The sequence below is a fragment of the Qipengyuania algicida genome (genome assembly GCF_009828025.1).
Lineage (GTDB): Bacteria > Pseudomonadota > Alphaproteobacteria > Sphingomonadales > Sphingomonadaceae > Qipengyuania > Qipengyuania algicida.
Map to the genome: position 1 here is coordinate 1 of NZ_WTYA01000011.1, position 22,110 is coordinate 22,110.

General features: G+C 58.8%; 20 protein-coding genes. 14 read left to right on the top strand and 6 right to left on the bottom strand.

What is annotated here, in order from left to right; translation table 11 throughout:
* Nucleotides 1-112 precede the first annotated feature (112 nt).
* From GRI58_RS13025 to GRI58_RS13050, 6 genes are all read left to right on the top strand, one after another.
* Nucleotides 113-304, top strand: a complete 192-nt coding sequence (locus GRI58_RS13025; RefSeq protein ID WP_160754041.1) for a type I restriction endonuclease subunit M — start codon at nucleotides 113-115, stop codon at nucleotides 302-304.
* Entirely contained in the window at nucleotides 291-1,526 is a 1,236-nt protein-coding gene (locus tag GRI58_RS13030; protein WP_160754042.1) for a restriction endonuclease subunit S, read from the top strand. The genes GRI58_RS13025 and GRI58_RS13030 overlap by 14 nt, the downstream gene beginning before the upstream one ends.
* Entirely contained in the window at nucleotides 1,526-2,776 is a 1,251-nt protein-coding gene (locus tag GRI58_RS13035) for an FRG domain-containing protein (RefSeq protein ID WP_160754043.1), read from the top strand. The genes GRI58_RS13030 and GRI58_RS13035 overlap by 1 nt, the downstream gene beginning before the upstream one ends.
* 22 nt (nucleotides 2,777-2,798) lie before the next feature.
* A complete protein-coding gene (locus GRI58_RS13040; RefSeq protein WP_237452314.1) occupies nucleotides 2,799-4,580 on the top strand; it encodes a DUF262 domain-containing protein in 1,782 nt (593 codons plus the stop codon).
* A 3-nt stretch (nucleotides 4,581-4,583) separates the two neighbouring features.
* The gene (locus GRI58_RS13045; protein ID WP_160754045.1) at nucleotides 4,584-7,730 is read left to right on the top strand and encodes a type I restriction endonuclease subunit R; all 3,147 of its coding nucleotides are present in this window, start codon (nucleotides 4,584-4,586) and stop codon (nucleotides 7,728-7,730) included.
* Nucleotides 7,731-7,883: 153 nt separating this feature from the next.
* Nucleotides 7,884-9,917, top strand: a complete 2,034-nt coding sequence (locus tag GRI58_RS13050) for a TonB-dependent receptor plug domain-containing protein (protein ID WP_160754046.1) — start codon at nucleotides 7,884-7,886, stop codon at nucleotides 9,915-9,917.
* On the opposite strand, the gene GRI58_RS13055 is transcribed toward GRI58_RS13050, so the two are convergent.
* Together GRI58_RS13055 and GRI58_RS13060 are read right to left on the bottom strand one after the other, a co-directional pair.
* The gene (locus GRI58_RS13055) at nucleotides 9,914-11,512 is read right to left on the bottom strand and encodes a S10 family peptidase (protein ID WP_160754047.1); all 1,599 of its coding nucleotides are present in this window, start codon (nucleotides 11,510-11,512) and stop codon (nucleotides 9,914-9,916) included. The genes GRI58_RS13050 and GRI58_RS13055 overlap by 4 nt on opposite strands.
* Nucleotides 11,513-11,598: 86 nt before the next feature.
* Entirely contained in the window at nucleotides 11,599-11,937 is a 339-nt protein-coding gene (locus GRI58_RS13060; protein ID WP_160754048.1) for a winged helix-turn-helix transcriptional regulator, read from the bottom strand.
* 104 nt (nucleotides 11,938-12,041) lie between these two features.
* Between GRI58_RS13060 and GRI58_RS13065 the strand changes: the two genes are divergently transcribed.
* The 6 genes from GRI58_RS13065 (at nucleotide 12,042) to GRI58_RS13090 (ending at nucleotide 16,755) form a co-directional block, all read left to right on the top strand.
* Nucleotides 12,042-12,905: a pirin family protein gene (locus tag GRI58_RS13065; RefSeq protein WP_160754049.1), complete on the top strand. Its 864-nt coding sequence runs from the start codon at nucleotides 12,042-12,044 to the stop codon at nucleotides 12,903-12,905.
* A 137-nt stretch (nucleotides 12,906-13,042) separates the two neighbouring features.
* A complete protein-coding gene (locus GRI58_RS13070; RefSeq protein WP_237452309.1) occupies nucleotides 13,043-14,287 on the top strand; it encodes an MFS transporter in 1,245 nt (414 codons plus the stop codon).
* Nucleotides 14,288-14,538: 251 nt separating this feature from the next.
* Entirely contained in the window at nucleotides 14,539-14,805 is a 267-nt protein-coding gene (infA, locus tag GRI58_RS13075; protein ID WP_160754050.1) for a translation initiation factor IF-1, read from the top strand.
* Nucleotides 14,806-14,851: 46 nt separating this feature from the next.
* On the top strand, nucleotides 14,852-15,004 hold the full coding sequence (locus GRI58_RS13080; RefSeq protein WP_160754051.1) for a hypothetical protein: 153 nt from the start codon (nucleotides 14,852-14,854) through the stop codon (nucleotides 15,002-15,004).
* Nucleotides 15,005-15,061: 57 nt separating this feature from the next.
* Nucleotides 15,062-15,286 (top strand): hypothetical protein, encoded by a 225-nt coding sequence (locus tag GRI58_RS13085; protein ID WP_160754052.1) that lies wholly within the window; start codon nucleotides 15,062-15,064, stop codon nucleotides 15,284-15,286.
* Between the two features lie 281 nt (nucleotides 15,287-15,567).
* Nucleotides 15,568-16,755: a sensor histidine kinase gene (locus tag GRI58_RS13090; protein ID WP_160754053.1), complete on the top strand. Its 1,188-nt coding sequence runs from the start codon at nucleotides 15,568-15,570 to the stop codon at nucleotides 16,753-16,755.
* A 23-nt stretch (nucleotides 16,756-16,778) separates the two neighbouring features.
* On the opposite strand, the gene GRI58_RS13095 is transcribed toward GRI58_RS13090, so the two are convergent.
* A complete protein-coding gene (locus GRI58_RS13095) occupies nucleotides 16,779-17,180 on the bottom strand; it encodes a response regulator (RefSeq protein ID WP_160754054.1) in 402 nt (133 codons plus the stop codon).
* A 296-nt stretch (nucleotides 17,181-17,476) separates the two neighbouring features.
* On the opposite strand from GRI58_RS13095, the gene GRI58_RS13100 reads away from it, so the two are divergent.
* Entirely contained in the window at nucleotides 17,477-18,763 is a 1,287-nt protein-coding gene (locus GRI58_RS13100) for a metal-dependent hydrolase family protein (RefSeq protein ID WP_160754055.1), read from the top strand.
* A 72-nt stretch (nucleotides 18,764-18,835) separates the two neighbouring features.
* Here the strand turns inward: GRI58_RS13100 and GRI58_RS13105 are convergent, their stop codons facing one another.
* The 3 genes from GRI58_RS13105 to GRI58_RS15705 form a co-directional block, all read right to left on the bottom strand.
* Nucleotides 18,836-19,108: a hypothetical protein gene (locus tag GRI58_RS13105; protein ID WP_160754056.1), complete on the bottom strand. Its 273-nt coding sequence runs from the start codon at nucleotides 19,106-19,108 to the stop codon at nucleotides 18,836-18,838.
* A gap of 108 nt (nucleotides 19,109-19,216) precedes the next feature.
* Nucleotides 19,217-19,525, bottom strand: coding sequence for a transcriptional regulator (locus GRI58_RS15700; protein WP_337190985.1), 309 nt, complete (start codon nucleotides 19,523-19,525; stop codon nucleotides 19,217-19,219).
* Nucleotides 19,522-19,971, bottom strand: a complete 450-nt coding sequence (locus GRI58_RS15705) for a hypothetical protein (RefSeq protein WP_237452310.1) — start codon at nucleotides 19,969-19,971, stop codon at nucleotides 19,522-19,524. Before GRI58_RS15705 ends, GRI58_RS15700 begins: the two co-directional genes overlap by 4 nt.
* Nucleotides 19,972-20,240: 269 nt before the next feature.
* Here GRI58_RS15705 and thiC point away from each other — a divergent pair, with 269 nt between their 5' ends.
* Nucleotides 20,241-22,097 (top strand): phosphomethylpyrimidine synthase ThiC, encoded by a 1,857-nt coding sequence (gene thiC / locus GRI58_RS13115; RefSeq protein ID WP_160754058.1) that lies wholly within the window; start codon nucleotides 20,241-20,243, stop codon nucleotides 22,095-22,097.
* Nucleotides 22,098-22,110: the final 13 nt, after the last annotated feature.

Here is a 22,110-nt window from a genome sequence, read left to right on the forward strand (position 1 = left end):
AAATTAGCCTTCCTCATCGTCGCCTCCTGTCCTCAAATTTAGGAAAGAAGACGTCCACAAATCTAGGGGCTATTCAGATCAAGCTGGTTTTTGTCGATCGGTCAGCAATGACTTGATTGCGAAGGAAGGTCACATTCTCACGCCTGGGCGCTACGTTGGCAGTGAAGCAATAGAGGATGATGGTGTTCCGTTCGAGCAGCGGTTTGGAACACTGAAAGGGGCTCTCATCGAGCAATTTGCGGAGTCATCCCGACTGGAAGCGCTGGTAATGAGTGCGCTGGGGGCAGCCAATGAAGATGAGTGATGCGGCAAACTTTCTGTCAGGAGGTACGCCAAAGAAAGACAACACTGCCTATTGGGGAGGCAACATACCTTGGTTCAGCGCCTCGAATATGGACCGACGGTTTCTCTCAACGAGTGAGTTTAATCTTACCGAGGCGGGGTTAGCAAAAGGCTCACGCCTCGCTCCAGCAGGCTCAACCTTGTTGCTGGTGCGTGGAAGCGGCCTTTTCAATTACATTCCCATATGCTTCGCTGAACGGGATGTGGCGTTTAACCAAGATGTAAAAGCGCTGACCCCCAAGCATGGGGTCGATCCTGTCTTTTTGCATTATGCCCTCGAGATCCAGCGTCGCAATTTGGCAGATAATCTCGATGTTACAGGGATTGGTGCTGGAAAGTTCGATACGGATTTTTTGAAGAATCTTCCTTTTCCCAATGTGGACAAGAGAGATCAGCCACGGATTGGCGAGTTAGCTGCCTCATTTGATCGGAAAATCGAACTGAACCGACAAATGAACGCGACCCTTGAGGCAATGGCACAGGCCATCTTCCAGGATTGGTTCGTAGATTTCGGTCCAGTCCGCCGAAAAATAGAAGGCGCTACCGACCCTGTCAAAATCCTTGGAGGGCTGGTCGGCGATCAAGCGCAGGCGGATAATATGGCTGCGTTGTTCCCTCAGGCTTTGTCAGCCGAAGGTATACCCATCGGTTGGTCAATTGAGACCTTGGAAGACGCGCTCACGCTTGCATATGGCAAAGCTCTGCCCAAGACCGCGAGGATTGAGGGCTCCGTTCCTGTGTACGGTTCAGGAGGCATCGGCGGATCGCATGATGTCGCCTTGGTTCAAGGTCCCGGAATCATTGTCGGGCGCAAAGGAACGGTAGGAAGCCTTTTTTGGGAAGCTGGCGATTTCTACGCGATCGACACGGTGTTCTATGTGCAGCCTAAGCTAGGTTTCTCGCTAGAGTACCTTTGGCAACTTCTCCAAACCCTCGGCCTTGAGAAGATGAACACCGACGCCGCCGTGCCTGGGTTGAACCGCAACAACGCTTACCGGCTCGAGATAGTGTCGTCAGATCAGCCAGTGCGCGACGCATTCACTGAACTTGCAAAGTCGCTCAGGAACCGGATTGACGCGGCGGAGGCGGAATCTCGGGCTCTGGCCGAAACTCGTGACTATCTCCTCCCGCGCTTGATGTCAGGGAAAGTGGTTGCTTGTGAGTCCGAGGGGGGTGCTAGCTAATGCCCGAAGAGAGACCGCGTCAGACCTTTGATCTTGGCCGAACCAATAAAGTTGAAGTCGAAGTTCGCCGAAGATCTCATCTCGACAGGCTACCCGAATATCCGGACTTCGGCTTCGCAAACGAGACGATTGATGGCCTTATCCCGTCGTGCAAAGTGGAAAGCTGGGAAAAGTTCATCGAGATCATGCGCCGACCTGAGCACAATTTGGCGCGTGGGGAGATGGTGTATCGAGGTCAGCGAGGATTCGACTGGCACCTCTCTTCGACCCTCTCGCGAATGTATGCCAGCGGGAGCGTGCCTTCCGCACATCAAACAGACTTGTTGGACCAGTTCCGTCTGGCGATGCGCGGTCGAGGTCTTGATGTAAGCAAACTGGAAGAGGAAGAGATTTGGGCCTTCGGCCAACATCACGGTCTCAGAACACCTCTAATTGACTGGACCAAGTCTCCATATGTAGCGCTGTTCTTCGCATTTTCGGAACCGGATCCCGACGGGATGCAGAACCCTTCCCGCGCGGTTTTCTGCCTAAATATGGCGGCCATCCGGGCAGATAGCGACATGCGAGATTGGATCTTTGAGCCAACCCACCATGAGAATGCTCGGCTGGTTAACCAGGCTGGGCTTTTTACAGTCACCCCGGCAGGCAGTGACAACATTGTGTCGGCTCTTTTGAACAACCTCTCCGAAAGCGAAGTGATCAACCCGGATGATCCCAACGATGTCGGCAAATACGTGAGCAAGATTCACATCCCCAATGTGAATCGCCACGAGTGCCTAAACACGCTCCGAAAGATGAATATTCATCATGCGAACCTCTTTCCCGATCCTGGCGGAGCATCTCAATTCTGCAATGACTGGCTGACAAGAATTATCGAAGCGGAACGGATCGATGCAGAAGAAGCTCAGCGCGCAGCGGAGAAAACACGGCTTAAGAAATATGATCCAGCCGAAATCGCTCGCCAGCCGGGTGAAGAGCGCGAGCAAATCGTAACATTGCTGCGAGGTGTTTTGACCGGACGAAGCTTGGTCAGGGTTGGAACCCTCCGAGAATGGGCACCTAAGATCAGTTCCCTGTATTACCAGGAAGCCACAAGAGACTGGCCGAACCACCCATCAACTATGGCAGCGCTCAAGGTCACCTTTAGGCGGTTTTTCCTCTCGAACGGCATCGATAAAGAGATGGCCGAAATCTGCGCACGAAGGATGATCGGCTTCTACCGCGAGAAATGGACGCAGGCCAATGACTGAGCAAAGCATCGATTCCGAAGACATGACTCTGAAACGCCTGTTTCAGGATTTCTACCGCGTGCCTGATTACCAGCGCGAGTATGTCTGGGGGGAGACGAACCCCAAAGGCGAGGGTGGCGAGGAGGTCGAGCAATTCCTGAACGACATCTTCAATGAATACGACAACGCGACCAAATCCGACGCGCCGGAGTATTTCATCGGTACCATCGTGGTTTGCCGTGGGAGGGATGATGTTTTCGAACTGATCGACGGCCAGCAGCGGACGACGACATCGTATCTGACGTTGTGCGCGATCAGGGATGCTATCGAGGAACTCGAAGAAACGGTGCCCGAAGAACTGAAGAGCCAGATCGCGGCAAGCACCGTCGATTGGCAAGGCGAAAGCGTAGAGCGGTATCGCCTGGACCTTCAGTATGAGGACTCCGGAGACATCCTGAAGGAAATTGCGGACGGCAAAGCCCTGGAGGCGGTGACGGACGGAACGCGCTCGATACGCAACATAAGCAACGCCTACCAAACCGTTCGCGAGTTTCTAAAGGTCACGCTCGAAGACGACCCAGCCGCGATCAGGCGTTTCCACGGGTATCTCACCAACAAGGTGAAGATCATCCGAATCGAAACGCCGACTATCGCTAAGGCCCTGAAGATTTTCGAGACGATCAATGATCGCGGCGTCGGTCTGGACGCGATGGATTTGCTCAAGAACTTGCTGTTCATGAACACCAAGGAAAGCGATTTCCAGAAACTGAAGGACATCTGGAAGAAGCTGACAGATGAGATCTACACGGCGAGGGAAAAGCCCCTCCGCTTCCTGCGGTATTATCTCCTCGCGACCTACAACGTCGATAATAAGCTGCGCGAAGATGACATCTACGACTGGTTTCAGAAGAACGAGAAGCAGACCGGCCACGCGGCTAATCCAATCCAGTTCGCATCAGGCTTGCTGAAGGGCGCGGAAGCCTATCGCCATTTTGTACATGACGAAGATACGGCTGGAAACCATGTGCGCGCACTGGCGAACACGCGTCTATTGGGTGGGCAGACCATCAAGCAGCACTTTATCGTTCTGCTGGCAGGTCGGCATCTCGACCGGGAAAGTTTCGCCGATCTATGCCGCGAGATCGAGAATACGATGTGCGTCTGGCTCATTACCGGCAAGACAGCGAAGGAATACGAGCGGACCATCGTCCGTGTCGCTCGAGACATCCGATCTATCAGCGGCGATGAGCTTGAAGAGTTCTTGCAGTCCAACCTCGCTCCAGAGCGCGCCAAGCTACGTAAGGACTTCAAGGAAACCCTCGAAGAAATTGGTTTTTGGGATCTGCGGCGTTTTCGGCTTCGGTATCTTGTCGGCAAGATGACCCAGTATGTCGACTTAGAAGCCTATGGCGAGAGCGAGGGCAGGAACAGTCTCGCCGAATACGTCGGAGGCAACAACGACATCGAGCACATCTTGGCGACAGACCCCTCGAAAAAGGCTGCGGAGGAGTTTGGCGAAGGAGCAGGCGATTGGGAAATCGATAGTCTGTTGGGTAATTTGGTCTTGCTCGAACGGTCGATAAATCGCTCGATCGGAAATGAGCCTTACTCGGAGAAGAAGAGCAAATACCAGCAGTCGAAGTTCCTACTAACCAAGTGCGTTCCGGATGCAGATGCTGCAAAGATCGGTACGTCGGATATGATTACGAAGGCTGCCAAGCGCTTGCCAAGTTTCGACACGTGGGATCACGAGCAAATCTTGGCTCGACAGAAGTTCCTCGCGAAGCTTGCACTGGAGATCTGGCAAGTGCCGGAGAAAGCCTGATCAATGGCCTTCTTGAACGAGGATGTGGTTGAACAGGCGGGGATCGAGACGCTCCGTAGTCTCGGCTGGATGTATCTGCATGGAGCAGACATCGCGCCGGACGGCGTGTCTCCTCAGCGTCCGAGTTACGGCGAAGCGATACTCATCCCGCGCCTTGAACGCTGGGTCAGACAAATCAATCCAGATTTGCCTGACGAGGTAATCGAGACTGCGCTCAAGAAAGTTCTCTCGAGTGAGACGCCCGACCTCGTCGAGGAGAACAGACGCCTCCATAACTTGATCGTCAATGGTATCGATGTCGAGATTAGGCGAGATGATGGCCGTGTTGTTGGCGAGAAAGTATGGCTGATCGACTTCGAGAACGTTGCTGCGAACGACTGGCTCGTCGTCAATCAGTTCACCCTGATCGAGGGGCGTCACAACCGCCGGCCCGACCTGGTGCTTTTTCTGAATGGACTTCCGATCGCAGTTCTTGAACTCAAGAATGCAGGCGCTCAGAATGCCACACTGTCGAATGCGTTCGCGCAACTGCAGACTTACAAGTCCCAGGTTCCCTCCTTGTTTCGCACGAATGCCGCGCTTGTCTCGTCCGATGGGTTATGCGCGAGGATTGGTTCTCTCACCGCGAGTGAAGAGCGCTTCATGCCTTGGCGAACTATAAACGGTGAAGACTATGCCCCTCCGGGGACAGCCGAACTCGACACCCTCCTACGCGGCGTTTTCGATCGAGATAATCTTCTCAGCCTGATCCGTGATTTCACGGTTTTCGGCGACAAGGGCGAAGGGCCTTTCAAGATCGTTGCAGGCTATCATCAATTCCATGGCGCTAAAAAAGCTCTGCGGGAAGCGATAGCAGCCAGCCGTCCCGAAGGTGATCGCAAGATAGGCGTGATCTGGCATACACAAGGCTCTGGCAAAAGCTTCCTAATGGCATTCTTCGCGGGTCTGGCCGTTGCAGCGCCCGAGCTTGAGAATCCGACGATCGTGGTGCTCACAGACCGTAATGATCTCGATGACCAATTGTTCGCCACATTTGGCCTATGCCAGTCACTGATCCGACAAAAACCGGAACAGGCTGAAAGTCGTGAAGACCTCAAACGCCTTTTGGAGCGATCAGCAGGTGGTGTAATTTTCACAACGGTTCAAAAGTTCTCACCAGTAGGAAGCGAAGAAACTTTTCCGGAGCTTACAGGCAGACGCAATGTGATCGTGGTGGCCGACGAGGCTCACCGCAGCCAGTACGGATTCTCAGCCAAGATTGATCCTCGGTCAGGTGTGAGTCGATATGGGTATGCGCATTACATTAGGCACGGGCTTCCGAATGCCTCCTTCATTGGGTTCACCGGCACGCCCGTTGAAGGAAGCGACAAGAACACTCCCGCAATTTTCGGCGATTATATTGACATTTACGACATCAGTCGCGCGGTCGAAGACGGCGCCACTGTGCCCATCTACTACGAAAGCCGACTAGCACGGATCGAGTTGGATCAAGACATTGCAGGGCATATCGATGCCGAAGTTGAAGCAATGATTGAAGACGAGTCGTTGACTGAGGCAGAGCGGCTAAAAGCGAAATGGGCCAGCGTCGAAGCTTTGGTCGGCTCTGAAAAGCGATTGCAGCAAGTTGCATCTGACCTTGTGCAGCATTTGGAGAGCAGGCTTGAAGCGCTTGATGGAAAGGCAATGGCGGTATGTATGAGCCGCCGAATATGCGTCGCGCTATATGATGAGATTATCAAACTGCGACCGACATGGCATTCGGACGATGACGAGGCGGGGGCCGTAAAAATTGTAATGACCGGGTCAGCAAGCGATCCGAGTGATTGGCAACAGCATATTGGCAACAAGCGCAGGCGTGATGCACTTGCTAAGCGAGCTAGGGACCCGGCTGATCCACTGAAATTGGTCATTGTACGTGATATGTGGCTCATGGGTTTTGATGCTCCGTCGATGAACACAATGTACGTTGACAAACCGATGCGTGGGCACGGGTTGATGCAAGCGATTGCACGCGTGAACAGAGTCTTCCGTGACAAGCCCGGTGGTCTAATTGTTGACTACATCGGTATCGCACAGAATCTCAGGTCGGCTTTGGCCGATTACAGCGACGGCGATCGGGAAAAAACTGGCGTCTCGGAAGAGGAGGCCGTTGCTGCGCTTCGGGAATGGTTCGAGCGAGTGTCTGAAATCTTTCATGGATTCGACTATCAATCGAACCTGCACGGTTCGCCTAACGAGAAGCTGAGCGCTTTGGCATCGGGCTTGGATTGGGTTCTCAAATGGCAGGAAGAGCAATCCAAAAAGGCCACCGATCCCGACAAGCAAAGGCAGGCTCACCGAGCTTTTGAGCAATCTGTCAACGCACTAGCGAAGGCTTATGCGCTCGCCGCGTCCAGCGATTATGCCGAGACAGTTCGAGATGATGTAGGCTATTTCCAAGCGATCAAAGCCGCATTAGCAAAGTCTCCATCCGGGAGTGCTGCCAGCTCATCCGATCGAGCCTTTGCAATTCGCCAACTGATTGACGGTGCGGTCGCAAACGCTGAAATTGTGGATGTGTTAAAAGCTGCTGGGATCCAATCGCCCGACATCTCCATCCTGTCCGATGAATTTCTTGCTGAAGTTGAGGGGCTCAAGCAAAAAAATCTGGCCCTCGAAGCGCTCAAGAAGCTTTTGGCAGGTGAAATCGCTGCTCGTTCACAGTCCAATCACGTTGAAGCCCGATCATTCTCGCGAAGGTTGGAAGAGGCTGTGGCTCGCTATCATGCTAACGCGATCTCAGCTCTCGAGATGATCCAAGAGCTAATCAATTTGGCGAAGGAGCTGCAAGCCTCGAAAGTTCGTGGCGAAGAGCTTGGACTATCGCCAGAAGAAGTCGCTTTCTACGATGCTCTTGCCGATAACGAGAGCGCGGTCGAAGTTCTTGGAAACGAGAAGCTAAGGGTCATCGCTCACGAGCTGCTGATTAACCTTCAGAGAAATGCCACGGTGGACTGGCATAAACGGGAAAGCGCGCGAGCTCGAATGCGAATTTTGGTAAAGCGTATTTTGAAGCGCTATGGTTATCCTCCTGACCTTGCAGACGACGCTGTACAAACAGTGTTGCAGCAGGCGGAACTTCTGCTCAGAGACCAAGGGTACTTTCATTAAGTGGGGGCATCATTGGGGGCATACTAATGTACCTGCTCTGCCAAAGCCTTTTAAAACAGTGATTTGTGCTTCAAAATTGGGTCCTCTTCTGGCACCATCTCTTTCAGAATGAAACTTGGAAGCTTACCAAGTCGGGATTTCTGCGGCGGGGGTATGCTTTTGTACCGAAGATCATTGACGAGTATCGCGGCTTTGGGTGCGATTTTTCCTCTGTCCGTCGCCGTGGCCCAAAGCCCGACGACGGTAACAGATGAAAACGCGCCGATCATTGTAACTGGCAAGGGGCTGCGGGAAACGCCGGGCACGCCTGCTTACGACAGCACTGAGATCGACCGCCAGCAACTCACCACGACCGCATCGGGCAGTATCGAGGATGCACTCGCTTCGGTTGCCGGTTTCCAGGAGTTTCGGCGTTCGGATAGCCGCTCTGCCAACCCCAGTGCGCAAGGGGTGACGTTGCGGGCGCTTGGCGGCAATGCCACGAGCCGTGCGCTGGTCCTGCTCGACGGGGTGCCGATGGCCGATCCTTTTTTCGGCTTCATTCCCTTCAACGCCATCGTCCCGGGCCGGCTGGCCAGTATGCAGGTGACGCGTGGTGGCGGCTCGGGGCCGTTTGGCGCCGGGGCGCTGGCGGGAACGATCGAACTCACCAGCGCGGATGCCGATACGCTTGGGCCGTTCGAAGGCGAAGTGCTAGTGAACGATCGCGGCGGAACGCAGGCCAGCACCAACGCTTCGGCTCATCTTGGGGCGGGCTTTGTCACTGCATCGGGCAGCTGGGATCGTGGCGATGGATTCTGGACCACGCCGCTCGACCAGCGCGTGCCAGCCAGTGCCAAGGCCGCATACAACAACTGGTCGGCACAATTGCGCGGAGTTGCGCCGCTGAGCGATACGGTCGAGTTGCAGGCGCGCACCTTGATCTATGACGACCGGCGGACCTTGCGCTTCAAGGGCGCGGACAGCTCGAGCTCGGGTCAGGATGCCAGCTTGCGGCTGGTGGGGCATGGGCGCTGGCAGTTCGACGCGCTCGCCTATGTCCAGGCCCGCAATTTCAGCAATATCGTGATCAGCTCGACCCGTTTCCTGCCGGTCCTCGACCAACGCAATACGCCGTCCACGGGGCTGGGCGGCAAGATCGAGCTGCGACCGCCTGTTGGCGATGATCACGTCCTGCGGCTGGGCATGGATTACCGCAAATCCATCGGCGAGCTTTACGAGGATGCGCAAAGTGCGTTTACCGGCGCAATCACCGCGCGGCGCAACGCGGGCGGGGCGAACACCGATCTGGGTCTTTTCGCCGAGGACGATTGGACTCTTGGCGCATTGACACTGACGGCAGGCGCGCGCGCCGACCGCTATACTATCCGCGACGGCTTCTATCTCGAACGCGACGCCGCCGGGGCGCTGCTGACCAGCGAAAGTTACCCAGACCGCGCCGGATGGCAGGGATCGTTCCGAGGCGGTGCGGTCTGGCACCTTGGCGGGGGCGTGAAGCTGCGTGCAGCAGCCTACACCGGCCTGCGTCTGCCGACACTCAATGAACTCTACCGCCCGTTCGTGGTGTTTCCGGTCACGACCGAGGCGAATGCCGCGCTGAAGAACGAACGGCTGGTGGGGTACGAGGCGGGACTGGACTTTGCTCCGACCGACGCGATCAAGTTGTCGTTGACCGCCTTCGACAACCGGGTCGACGACGCGATTGCCAACGTCACTGTCGGCACCAATTTGCGCCAACGGCAGAACATCGACGCGATCCATGCGCGCGGGCTGGAGGCGAGCGCGCAGCTAGGTATCGGGCGTGTGCGTTTGGACGGATCGCTCGCCTACACCGATGCCGTCGCTCGCGGATCGGGTGCCGCTGCGGCGCTCGATGGGATGCGCCCCGCGCAAACTCCGCAATGGGCAGGCAGCGCGACGCTAAGCTGGCGGCCCGAGCGAGGTTGGGTGCTGGCGACTACTCTGCACTATGTCGGGGCGCAGTTCGAAGACGATCTGGAAACCGACGTGCTACCCGCCGCAACGACGCTTGGTGCCTACATCCAGCTTCCTGTCGCCGGTCCGGTCTCGCTCGTCCTGCGCGGAGAGAACCTCACCGACGCGACGATGTACACCCGCAACCAGGGCGGTTCGATCGATCTTGGCGTGCCGCGAACCGTCTGGGCGGGCGTCAAGCTTTCGCTCTAGTTCAGCCCGTCGGTGCGGCGGATGAAATCGGCCACATTGGCGTGGAGTTTTGCGAGCACTTCCGGGATCACATAGACCATGTGGCCGGAGCGGTAATAATGATACTCCACATTCGCCTGCAGCGCGGGCGGTACCGGCAGATGGCGCATTTCGAACTTGCCTTCGAAATAGGGGGTCGAAACATCGAAATAGCCGCCGTTGACCATCACTTTGAGCGTGGGGTTCTGTTTCATCGCCGCGGCGAGGTCGGGCAGGACGTTGGGCAGCGCGATCATCTCCCGACCCGAGCCGGGCGGGCGGTGGCGATAATCCCAGCTTGAATAGACATCGATGCCGGCTTTGTAGGTCTGGCCAAGCCCGTAGTGCAGCGTCTGGCGAATATAGGTGTTGAACGCCGCCACATAGGCCGAACTGATCGCCGCACTCTGCGGATCGTAGCTTGCAACCTTGCTCAGCGGGTCCAGCGTCGGCCCGGTGAAGCGGGTGTCAAGCGTTCCGGTGGTGAGGTCGGCGTCGCCCAACAGCTCCTTCTGGAACGCACCATATTCGATCCGCAGATTGGTCTTGAGCAGATAGGCGACTGACAGGCCGGTGTAATCGTGCAGCCGCTCGGCCATTGCTTTGCGGTCCGCATCTGAAAGAGCATTGCCCTTGAGCAGCGCCGCGGCATAGTCGGTGGTCGCAAAGTCTTCGACCCTTGTGAGGAAGGCTTCGAGATCGGCGGGCTTTTCGGGCAGGCGATTGTGATACCATGCGGTCGCCGCATAGGTCGGCAGCGCGACGATATAGGGTTCGTCGATCGACGGATTGAGCTGCGGATCGTCGGGCATCAGATCCCAGTTGAGAATGTCCGACAGCAGGATGGTGCCGTTGAGGTCGACATCCTTGCGCTGCAACGCCAGCGTCAGCCCGGCAGCCCGCATCGTGCCATAGCTTTCGCCGAAAAGATATTTGGGGCTGTTCCAGCGATTGTACTTCGACAGGAATTGCGAAATGAATTCGGCAAAGGCATGGATGTCCTGATCGACGCCGTAGAAAGACTTGGCGGCATCCTTGCCCGCAACGCGGCCGAAGCCGGTGCCGGGCGCGTCGATGAACACGACGTCGGATACGTCGAGCAGGCTGTGGTCGTTGTTGACGATCTTGTAGGGGGCAGGCGGGGTGTGCTGTGAGGCGCTCGTCACGACCCGCACCGGGCCGAAAGCACCCATGTGAAGCCACAGCGTCGAGGAGCCGGGGCCGCCGTTGAAGACGAAGGTTATCGGGCGGTCGGCGGCGGGTACGCCATCCTTGAAATAGGCGGTGTAGGACATCGCGGCGACTGCTGAAGGCTGCTTGTCGGCGTCCTTGTCGTGGCTTGCTGCCAGATCTTCGGTATCGTCCCAGCCCTTGGGATGGACCACCAGCCTGCCGGCATAGGCATGATAGGCAATGTGCTGGCCGCCGACCGTCACCGAACCTGTGCTTTCGACCTGATCGGGCGTGAAGATTTCCTGCGTGCTCGCTGGCGGTGAGGGTGCTTCGGCGGCAGCCGTTGCAGCCAGTGGTGCGATTGCCAGGATCCCGGCAAGGGTGCGAGTCAGCACGTTCTTCATGAAAATTGCCCCAGTTGTTTGCCCTCCGCAGTGTCCATGCGGCGGGGGGCGCGCAATGTAAATTGTCTTGCGGGTTGTCGCCGTCTTCAGTCGAGGTGGGTGCGCGACCATTCCTCCATCGCCTGCAACACCGGCTGGAGGCTGCGGCCCTTCTCGGTCAGCGAATACTCGACCCGCGGCGGGATCTCGCCGTAATCCTTGCGCATGACGAGCCCTGCACCTTCCATCTCCTTGAGCGTTTTCGACAGAGTGCGATGGGTGATCGGGCCAAGCCTGCGTTGCAACTCGTTGAAACGCAGCGCACCGTCCATCAGCCAGTAGATCACCATGGGACGCCATTTGCCCGAAAGGAATTCGAGCGTACGCTCAGCCGGGCAATCCGACCTACCAGCTGCAACGGGTTTGGTGAGAGTTTCAGTATCCATAAGGACCGTACTTGTTAGAGTGAAAGCGTCTCAATATCTAGGGCGCAACACGAAAGCAACGCCCCGGGCGGGGCGAGAATACGCCCGTTGGAAAGGTACAGGCGATGAAGACAATCGAGAGCATTCTGCGCAATGACAGCGGCCATTGGGTCGGTGACGGATTTCCCGTGCGTTCGCTGTTCAGCTATCACGGTGATACCGCTGCGATCAGCCCGTTCCTGCTGTTCGATTATGCGGGGCCTTGGAATTTCGAGCCCACCAATGGCAATCCGCGCGGCGTGGGCGAGCATCCGCACAAGGGCTTCGAAACGGTGACGATCGTTTATGACGGCGAGGTCAGCCATCGCGATTCCACCGGCGGAGGCGGCACGATCGGAACCGGCGAAGTCCAGTGGATGACCGCCGGATCGGGCGTGCTGCACGAGGAATTTCATTCGGCCGGCTACAGCAAGTCGGGCGGGCCGTTCCGTATGGTGCAGCTATGGGTGAACCTGCCCGCGAAGGACAAGCTGACGCCCGCGAAATACCAAGCGATCACGCGCGATATGATCCGCGAAATTGCTTTCGAGGGCGGTCGCGCAAGGATTATCGCGGGCGAGTTTGACGGCACTTCCGGTCCCGCCAGCACATTCACCCCGATCAATCTGTGGGATGTGCGGCTGGAAGCGGATGCACGCGTCACCCTGCCGCTACCCTCAGGCCATACCAGCATGGTGGCGGTCCTGTCCGGCCATGTTCAAATCGCCGGGCAGGGCGTCGGCGAAGCGGAAATCGCGCGGCTCTCGCTCGATGGTGAAGGCGTGGAGATCGTCGCAGACGGCGATGCGATATTGCTGGTCATGACCGGAGAGCCGCTGGGCGAGCCTGTCTTCGGCCACGGCCCCTTCGTGATGAATACCGAGGCGGAAATCCGCGAGGCGATCGCCGATTTCAACGCGGGCAAATTCGGCGCTCTGGCCCCGGCTTGAAAGCCTTACGCTTCATTTGACGCAATGGCGGGCGCTGCATCTTGGACAAGCGGTGCAGCGCCCGCTTTGCGGCTGGATTCGCGTCTGCAATGGTGCGAATGCACATCCTCGCCGAATGCGGCGCAGAGAGGGATGCAATGGAAAGTGAGCGGCCCGGGTCGGGCAGCGATAGCCTGTCGATGGTCGAGGCTCGGCAATCATGGGCCTTCCTCGGCGCCTACGCATTGGCGTGGGCAGGTGGATCGATCGCCTATGTGCCTTTCCTGACCATCCTGCTGCCTTCGCGCATTGCCGAATTGCACGATCAGACTGATGCCGTCTGGTGGCTGTCGACACTGGCGTTCTCCGGCGCGATCATGGCTAGCATCGCCAATATCCTTGCCGGTCTGGCGAGCGACCTGACCCGTTCGCGCAGGCCGTGGGTTCTGGCAGGCCTTGCCGTCAATCTGTTTGCCCTGCTGCAATTCGGTCGCGCTGAGACACCGGCGCAATTCATCTTGCTGATCGTCATCTGGCAATTGTCGCTCAACATGGTCCTTGCCCCGCTGGCGGCCTGGGCGGGCGATTGCGTCCCGGACGGTCAGAAGGGGGTGCTCGGAGGGCTACTGGCGCTGGCGCCCGCGCTCGGCGCATTGTCGAGCGTTTTCGTGACCATGGCAGCTGCCGGGCAGTTGGGCGTGCAACTGGCATTGGTTGCCGGACTGGTAGCGGTCTTTATCCTGCCCGTCCTGATCTTCGTCGCGCCGCGGAAGGTTCCGATCGATACGGCCCCAACACCCGTCGCCGAAAGACGCAAAGCCATCGTGATCCCGCGTGCGACGGCAATCATGTGGCTGGCGCGATTTCTGGTTCAATTGGCTGAATCCTCGCTGTTCGCGTTCCTTCTTCTGTTCTTTCGCTCGGTCAGCGAAGATGTCAGCGAGACCAGCGTCGCCAGCCTGTTTGCCGTCGTGCTCTGCATGGCTGTTCCGATTGCCTTGCTGGTCGGTCGCTGGTCGGACCGGCATGGCCGCCCGATCCTGCCGCTTGCCGTTTGCGCAGCGGTTAGCGGATTTGGCCTGATCGCCATGGCGTTGAGCCGCGATCTGGCAATGGTTTCGGCCAATTATATCGTCTTCGGAACGGCGACGGCTGTGTTCCTGTCGCTCCATGCGGCGCAGACATTGCGCGTGCTTCCGCGATCGGACCGACGGGGCAGGGATCTGGGTTTCTTCAACCTCACCAATACGGTGCCCTCGATCGTCATGCCGATCTTCGCGTTAACGCTGATCCCCGCGCTGGGCTTCCCGGCGATGATGGTAATGCTTGCGGTGCTGTCTTTCATCGCATCGTTCTTGCTGGTGTTGCTGGCGAAACGCGCCGCGTCCCGCCAGCAAGTATAGTGGCTTGTCGATCCACGGCATCAGCACTGGGCCACACTGACATCAGTGGCAATTTCCAAACCGGACGATCAACACCATTGTAATTTTTTTTCCCGCTGCTATATACAAATTGCCTAACGTCGTTTGCGACGGATTATGATTGCTGCAGTTTGCGCACCAGCGCGACATCGGCACCACTTCCCTTTCATGCACTATGGCTCCGCGACGGAATACGTCCGCGCGGATGTTTTTTCGTACGCAAGGGATACGGATTGGCGAAGGAAGAGCTCATTACGATGGAGGGCGAGATCGACGAGATCCTGCCCGATGGGCGCTTCGGCGTCACACTCGACAATGAGCATCGTCTGATCTGCTACACTGCAGGCAAGATGCGTCGCTACCGTATCCGATCGGTCGTTGGAGACCGCGTACATGTCGAATTGACGCCCTACGATCTGACCAAGGGTCGGATCGTCTTCCGCGAACGAACACCCGGGCAAGGCCCCGGCGGTGGTCGTAAACGCGGATACAAGCGTTGACACTTTAGAATAAGGCGGCGGGCAGAGCCTGCCGAACACAACAACAATGAATGCAATAAATCTGCGCGATACGTCGCGCCCCAAACTTTCGCTGCGCTATGGCGCCACCCATGCACAAGTCGCGGACCGTGAGCGGACCAATTCCAGTCACTTGCCGATCGCAGAGTTGCAACGTCTTGTCGCCACGATGATCGACTGAGCAACCCAAAAACCCGCGGCCATGCATCAGCATTCCCGCAACAGCAGGAGCGCCGACATGGACCTTAATTTTCAATATGCCGAACACCAGCGCGCCCTCATGGGTGCGGCCGATGCCGCAAACGATGACCACCGCTCGGCCAAGCTTGCGAAGGCTTCGCACATCGCTGGTCGTATCAGCGACTTCCAACACGGGCTCGGCGCTGCCGCAGCCTGCGCCTGGAGCAAGGCCCAGTTTGCCAACCCGGTATTGCTAAAGGCGGGTTCCGCGGCGACCCTCTAGGTCGCACGAAGCCCTGCCAACCAGATCTGCTCACGGCGAATTTATTCGGATAGCGGCGCCTGAGAAGGAAACCGGAACCCTCCGGTTTCCTTGCCGCGAAACCGATCAACTCCATTCAATTGGCGACTTGGTGCGCCACGGGCCCGCAATTTCACACGCTGGCGGCAAGGGCTATGGCGTCGTGCGTTCCCATGACCCCCGGCTACGCGCTTGATATCACCGGCTAACGCTTTTAGTCGTTTCAAATTGCCCGAATTTGAGAGGAGTCGGTCATCGAAAAGTTGCAGACCGAAAATCCTCTCGCGGCCCCTTCCTACCCATTGTCGGATAAGCATCCCTCGGAGGTCTGGCGTCGCCAGCAACAGATACTGGGTCGTGTTGCCCTGGGCGGCGACCGCGAAGGCATACTTTGTGATATCGTGCGCCTTGCCGAAGAGCAGACCGGAGATGGTATGCTGGCGTCGATCCTGCTGTTGTCCGAAGACGGGGAACATCTCGAACTCGGTGGCGCCCCGAGCCTGCCCGACGAATACAACGCAGCGATCGAAGGGATGGTGATCGGCGAGGGCGAAGGGTCGTGCGGTACTGCCGCCGCCACGGGGCAAGCGGTCTTCGTCGAAGACATCGCCACCGATCCGCTCTGGGCCGATTTTCGCGATCTGGCTCTATCGCACGGTCTGGGCGCTTGCTGGTCGGTTCCGATCAAGGCGGGCGACGGCACCGTGCTCGGGACCTTCGCCAACTACTACTGCGAGCCGCGGCAGCCCTCCGAGCTCGATCGCGAGATCATCGAGGCAATCGCGCTGACCACGTCGATCGCCGTCGAGCGGATACGCCTGGAACGGATGCGCAACCGGGCCGAGGAAGCCACGGCGCTGGTTCTGGAGGAGCTCCAGCACCGCGTGAAGAACGCTTTCGCCCTCGCGCAAAGCCTCATCAACCTGAATGTACCGGCCGCACTGAGTGCCCGGGATCTGGCCGATAAAGTCAATGGGAAGCTGCGCGCGATTGCGTCTGCGCAGGATCTCATAATCGTTCGCAACGCGGCCGGGCGGTCGAATGAAATGACGTCCATCCGTACGCTGCTTGCAACGATCCTAGGACCATTGGGTTATGGTGATGCCGACGACCGCATCTGCCTGAAAGGAGAGGGGCAGAGGGTCGACGCTCAGTCGATTTCGGGTCTGGCCATGGTCTTCCATGAACTGGCCACCAACGCGACGAAATACGGTGCCTTGACGGATGCCGGTGGCAAAGTCTCGATCGAATGGCATACAACGCCCGAAGGCCTTTTGATGCAGTGGGCCGAGAATGGTGGGCCGCAAACAACAGCTCCCGAAGTCCAGAATTTTGGCACTAGGCTCGTCGCATCCACAATCAGCCAGCTCGGTGCGGAGATCGACTATGAGTGGCGAGCAGATGGCCTGCGGGTGCAGATAACCCTGCCGCTCGCCTCAGTAGTCGAGTAGCCTACGCCCGTCTCTCGCCCTGATTAATCCAGCATCTCTTGTATCGCGGCGTGGACGGCAGTTGGGATGTAAGGTTTCGAACAAAATCTCGAACCTTGGGGCAACGCTCCGTCATCGAGAGCTGCTTTGCCGGACGTCACGATAATACCAATTTCCGGCCATATTCGCGAAACCTCGTGCGCCAACATGATGCCATCCAGATCGCCTGGCATATCGACGTCGGTAAAAAGAATACGGATATCATCAGTATTTCGCAGCGCCTCAAGCGCATCGCGACCGGACGGAGCCTCGATTATGTCGTAACCAAGAGCGGTGAGTTGATCGACGACGTCCATACGGATCAATATCTCGTCCTCGACGACGAGTATTGTGGCGCTACCAGATTGCATGAGGACACGTTCCTTGGGGGACAGCCCCTCCGCCATATGGAACGACATTCCCTGAACGCAGGGGTACGCATACCGGTTCCAATTCAGCTGACGATCGGTTCGGGTGCGTGCGGAAAAAACGACTGCAAGAGACCACGATAGATGCATTAAGCTCGTAAGTCGTGTCCTGTCATGGCTGCTCGATGCATCATCCCGCGACCGTCCGCGATGTCGTCGCCAGCCGAATGGCAGGTTCTGGCCACAAAGCTCGCAAAGCTGCCTTCACATCTTGATGCTTGCGCCGCGCGGATCAGACGCGCAAACTCCTGTGCGTAATCGGGAGGGGAATTTTCATGCGTTATGTTACGCTCGCCGCGCTTGTCGCTGCTCTTGCTGTCATGTCTGCCGCGCCCGTGGGTGCGCAAACGCGGGTGATACATGCCGAGCGTGTGATCACCGATCCTGCCGCTGCTCCGATGGGCAGGACGACGATCACCGAAACCGACGGAAAGATCGTCTCGATCGAGCCGGGCTGGAACGCCGGACCGGCGGGCGCGGAGGTGATCGAGCTGCCAGGCAAGACGGTGATGCCCGGGCTGATCGATACCCATGTCCATCTTGGCTTCGATCCGGGTGGCGACTGGTGGCGTGACGCCATCGATACTGACGAATGGACCGCGATGGTCAACGTCAAGAACGCTAAGAAAACTGTCGAGGCAGGGTTCACCACGGTGCGCGATGTGGGCAATGACCCGCGCGCCTCGGCGGCGCTGGTGCGTGCCACGCGCGAAGGCTGGTTCGAGGCGCCGCGGGTGCTGTGGGCGGGAATGCCGTTGTCACCGATCGGCGGCCATGCCGATGTCCACGGCTTTCGCCCCGAAGTCATGGCGGTGCTCGACAAGCACAACGCCAACACCTGCACCGGCGCGGTCGAATGCGCCGCGCTGGTGCGCAGGACCGTGCGCGAGGGCGCCGACTGGATCAAGATCATGGCCACCGGCGGTGTGCTGAGCCAGGGCGACAAGAGCCTGGGGCAGGCGTTCACCGACGAGGAGATGAAATCCATCGTCGACACCGCCCGCTCGCTGGGGGTCCATGTCGCTGCCCACGCCCACGCTGATCAGGGCGTGCGCGCGGCGACGCTGGCGGGTGTCGACACCATCGAACACGGCACCTTCATCTCGCCCGAAACGGCCAGGATCATGAAGACGCATGGTACGGTTCTGGTGCCCACACTGCTCGCCTTTAAGGGTGTGGGCGAAGGGTTGGGCAAGGGCATTTATACGCCCGCGGTCGAAGCCAAGATCCGCATGACTCTGGGACATCTGGGCGAAGGCTGTCGCAATGCGCGCGCAGCCGGGGTGACGATCGCCTTCGGGACCGACAGCGGCGTCACCGCGCATGGCCGCAACGCCGAGGAGTTTGGCCTGATGGAGGATAATTGTGGGATGAGCGCGAAGGAAGCGCTCGCCACCGCCACCACCACGGCGGCCAAGGTGCTGGGCATGGACCAGCAGATAGGCAAGCTCGCGCCCGGCTATTCGGCGGATATGGTGGCGGTGGATGGCGATCCGCTAAAGGACGCGCGGATACTGCAAAAGGTCGAGTGGGTAATGGCGCGCGGGCAAGTGATCGACTGAATCACTCCGCTGGTCAGGGCCGGAGCGCGAGAGAGCGGTTGCGAACTCTCGCGCTCCAGTCCGGGCGTGTCGTCAGGCCTTCTTGGCGGCGTGTTGACGCCACTCGGCCTTATGCTTCCACGCCGTGCGATGGAGCATGGCCTTTTCGTGATTGCGATACCAGATCGAGCCGGGTTCATGCTGGACGCAATTGTCGGTGATCGAGGCCGAGCAGACCGGGCGCGTGGAATCGCGTGGCGGCAAGACGCCATGAGCGAAGGCAGGGGCGGCCAGGCTAAGGGCGGCGCCGAATGCGGCGATGGCAGCAAAAGCGGGAACGGTGGCATTGGGGGATTTACGGAACATGGAAAATACTCCGGTTGGTTGCGACCAATGCTGAAACACTATGCCCGAACCGCGGGTTCCGCCCGGGCGGGTTAATTCGCGGTAATCCCCCGGTTAATTTGCCGCTGGCTATTCGGCGGCGATGGCCTGCTCGGCGGCGGCGGCCAGTTCCTGCAAGGCCGCCATATGGCTCTTGAAGGCTTTGGCGCCGCTGCGGGTGAGGGAGGCCCATGTGCGTTGACGCCCGTCGCGGGCTGCTTTGCTCAGCTTGACGTAGCCTGCCTCGGACAAGGCGGCGAGATGTTTGGACAGCACCGAGTCCGATACGCCGGTCACATCCTTAAGCACGGCGAACTCCGCCTTGGTCACGCGCGCCAGAACCGCCGCGATTTGCAACCGCGCGGGCGCATGGAGCGCCGGGTCGATCGCGCTGCTCACAGCGATCCGCCGCGCAATTCCTTGCGGTAGGCGCGGTTCCACTGGACGCTGGTCAGGGTGGCGATGGCAAAGGCTATCGCACCGAGGCCAAGCTTGCTCCAGATCGCAAAGCCATTTTCGCGCATATACATGGCCGCCACCACCAGAACAACCAGCGTGCCGAGATAGGCAAGCGCGACAGGCAGCGTTGCGCCACCGCGATAGCCGTTCACGAACACGCCGTAGCGCCGCAGATCGTGCCACAGCAGCAGCCCGACGAGCGCCAGCACCACCACGGTCCCAATAATCTGGGCAGTGCCCGATATCGCGATCGAAGTGATCAATATGCCGAGCAGCATCCCGAAAGCAGCATGGCGCCAGGGTGGGCATTTGGTCAGCTTTTCGGCCAGTTGGGCCTCTACGCCGCTGACCCCGGCAAGGGCTGTACGGGCTTCTTCCGGTTGCATGACGTATCTCCTTATTTTCCAATATGGAAAGTGATAGGCTTCACTTTCCGATTCGGCAAGTGATAATTTTCTAAGTTGGAAAGTCATGCGCCGACTGGACCTGATGCGCAGCAAGGTCTAGACGCGCTGTCATCCCCGGGGAGCCAGCTTTGGCTGAGAGGTGTGGGTGTGCTCCACACGACCCGTCGAACCTGAACCGACTAGCATCGGCGGAGGGAGTGGGCGTGCGGCATCCGACATGCGCCCTCCGCTTTAAGGAGAATACCCGCATGGCCGACATCAACAGCAAATTCGAAATCGGCGTGACCACCGGCGCTATCCGTGGCTCGAAGAAGATCTACGTCGGTGATCGCAAGGTCGCCATGCGCGAGATCGCGCTGGAGGGCGGGGAAGATCCGGTGCGGGTGTACGACACCTCCGGCCCCTATACTGACCCGCAAGCGCAGATCGACATTCGCGCAGGGCTCCCGCAATTGCGCCGCCAGTGGCAGCTCGAACGCGGCGATGTCGAGGAATACGACGCGCGCGAGATCAAGCCCGAAGACAACGGCCAGCTCGGCCCTGACCGTTCGGGCGGCGTCCCGGCCTATCCCAACGTCCACAAACGCGTGCTGCGCGCGAAACCCGGCGCGAACCTCAGCCAGATGCACTATGCCCGGCGCGGCATCATCACGCCCGAGATGGAATACGTCGCCGAGCGTGAGAACCTGGGCCGCGAGAAGCTGCGCGAGGCGCCTGAGGGCAACAGCTGGGGCGCGGCGATCCCTGAATACGTTACGCCCGAATTCGTGCGCGACGAAGTGGCGCGGGGGCGGGCGATCATCCCCTCCAACGTTAACCACTCCGAATGCGAACCGATGGCGATCGGGCGCAACTTCCTCGTCAAGATCAACGCCAATATCGGCAATTCCGCCGTCGCGTCCGACGTCGCGAACGAGGTCGACAAGATGGTCTGGTCGATCCGCTGGGGCGCGGACACCGTCATGGACCTTTCGACGGGCCGCAACATCCACGACACGCGCGAATGGATCATCCGCAACAGCCCCGTCCCCATCGGCACCGTGCCGATCTATCAGGCGCTAGAAAAGGTCGGCGGCATCGCCGAGGACCTGACCTGGGAAATCTTCCGCGACACGCTGATCGAGCAGGCCGAACAGGGCGTCGACTATTTCACCATCCACGCGGGCGTGCGCCTGCCCTACGTGCCGATGACTGCCAAGCGCGTCACCGGCATCGTCAGCCGCGGCGGCTCGATCATGGCGAAATGGTGCCTCGCGCATCACAAGGAGAGCTTCCTCTACGAACGCTTCGACGAGATCACCGAGATCATGAAGGCCTATGACATCGCCTATTCGCTGGGCGACGGCCTGCGCCCCGGCAGTATCGCCGACGCCAACGACGAAGCCCAGTTCGCCGAGCTTTACACGCTGGGCGAGCTGACCAAGCGCGCCTGGACGCAGGACGTGCAGGTGATGATCGAAGGCCCCGGCCATGTGCCGATGCACAAGATCAAGGAGAACATGGACAAGCAGCTCGAGGCTTGCGGCGAAGCGCCCTTCTATACTCTCGGGCCGCTCGTCACCGATATCGCGCCGGGGTATGACCACATCACCAGCGGCATCGGCGCGGCGCAAATCGGCTGGTACGGCACCGCGATGCTCTGCTACGTCACGCCCAAGGAACACCTCGGTCTGCCCGACCGCGACGATGTGAAAGTGGGCGTGGTCACATACAAGCTCGCCGCCCACGCGGCCGACCTTGCCAAGGGCCACCCGGCGGCACAGGTGCGCGACAACGCGCTGTCCAAGGCGCGCTTCGAATTCCGCTGGCGCGACCAGTTCAACCTCAGCCTCGACCCCGACACGGCCGAGCAATACCACGACCAGACCCTCCCCGCAGAAGGCGCCAAGACGGCGCATTTCTGCTCGATGTGCGGCCCGAAATTCTGCTCGATGAAGATCACGCAGGAAGTGAGGGACTTCGCCGCGAAGCAGAACTCGGATAGCTATCTCGCCGCCGCTGCGCCGGTCGCCGATGCTGAAGCAGGCATGGAAAAGATGAGTGAGGTCTATAACGAAACCGGGCGCGAACTGTATATCGGTGCGAGCGGGCGCGAGCACGACTGACCACTTCCAGGGG

Excerpts from the sequence above, each read along its gene's own strand:
- GRI58_RS13030 (WP_160754042.1), top strand. The coding sequence starts at position 291 with ATGAAGATGAGTGATGCGGCAAACTTTCTGTCAGGAGGTACGCCAAAG.
- GRI58_RS13045 (WP_160754045.1), top strand. The coding sequence starts at position 4,584 with ATGGCCTTCTTGAACGAGGATGTGGTTGAACAGGCGGGGATCGAGACG.
- GRI58_RS13070 (WP_237452309.1), top strand. The coding sequence starts at position 13,043 with ATGGAAAGTGAGCGGCCCGGGTCGGGCAGCGATAGCCTGTCGATGGTC.
- GRI58_RS13060 (WP_160754048.1), bottom strand. The coding sequence starts at position 11,937 with ATGGATACTGAAACTCTCACCAAACCCGTTGCAGCTGGTAGGTCGGAT.
- GRI58_RS13095 (WP_160754054.1), bottom strand. The coding sequence starts at position 17,180 with ATGGCGGAGGGGCTGTCCCCCAAGGAACGTGTCCTCATGCAATCTGGT.
- GRI58_RS13105 (WP_160754056.1), bottom strand. The coding sequence starts at position 19,108 with ATGTTCCGTAAATCCCCCAATGCCACCGTTCCCGCTTTTGCTGCCATC.
- thiC (WP_160754058.1), top strand. The coding sequence starts at position 20,241 with ATGGCCGACATCAACAGCAAATTCGAAATCGGCGTGACCACCGGCGCT.
- GRI58_RS13085 (WP_160754052.1), top strand. The coding sequence starts at position 15,062 with ATGGACCTTAATTTTCAATATGCCGAACACCAGCGCGCCCTCATGGGT.
- GRI58_RS13050 (WP_160754046.1), top strand. The coding sequence starts at position 7,884 with ATGCTTTTGTACCGAAGATCATTGACGAGTATCGCGGCTTTGGGTGCG.
- GRI58_RS13065 (WP_160754049.1), top strand. The coding sequence starts at position 12,042 with ATGAAGACAATCGAGAGCATTCTGCGCAATGACAGCGGCCATTGGGTC.
- GRI58_RS13055 (WP_160754047.1), bottom strand. The coding sequence starts at position 11,512 with ATGAAGAACGTGCTGACTCGCACCCTTGCCGGGATCCTGGCAATCGCA.
- GRI58_RS15705 (WP_237452310.1), bottom strand. The coding sequence starts at position 19,971 with ATGCAACCGGAAGAAGCCCGTACAGCCCTTGCCGGGGTCAGCGGCGTA.
- GRI58_RS13100 (WP_160754055.1), top strand. The coding sequence starts at position 17,477 with ATGCGTTATGTTACGCTCGCCGCGCTTGTCGCTGCTCTTGCTGTCATG.
- GRI58_RS13040 (WP_237452314.1), top strand. The coding sequence starts at position 2,799 with ATGACTCTGAAACGCCTGTTTCAGGATTTCTACCGCGTGCCTGATTAC.
- GRI58_RS13080 (WP_160754051.1), top strand. The coding sequence starts at position 14,852 with ATGAATGCAATAAATCTGCGCGATACGTCGCGCCCCAAACTTTCGCTG.
- GRI58_RS13035 (WP_160754043.1), top strand. The coding sequence starts at position 1,526 with ATGCCCGAAGAGAGACCGCGTCAGACCTTTGATCTTGGCCGAACCAAT.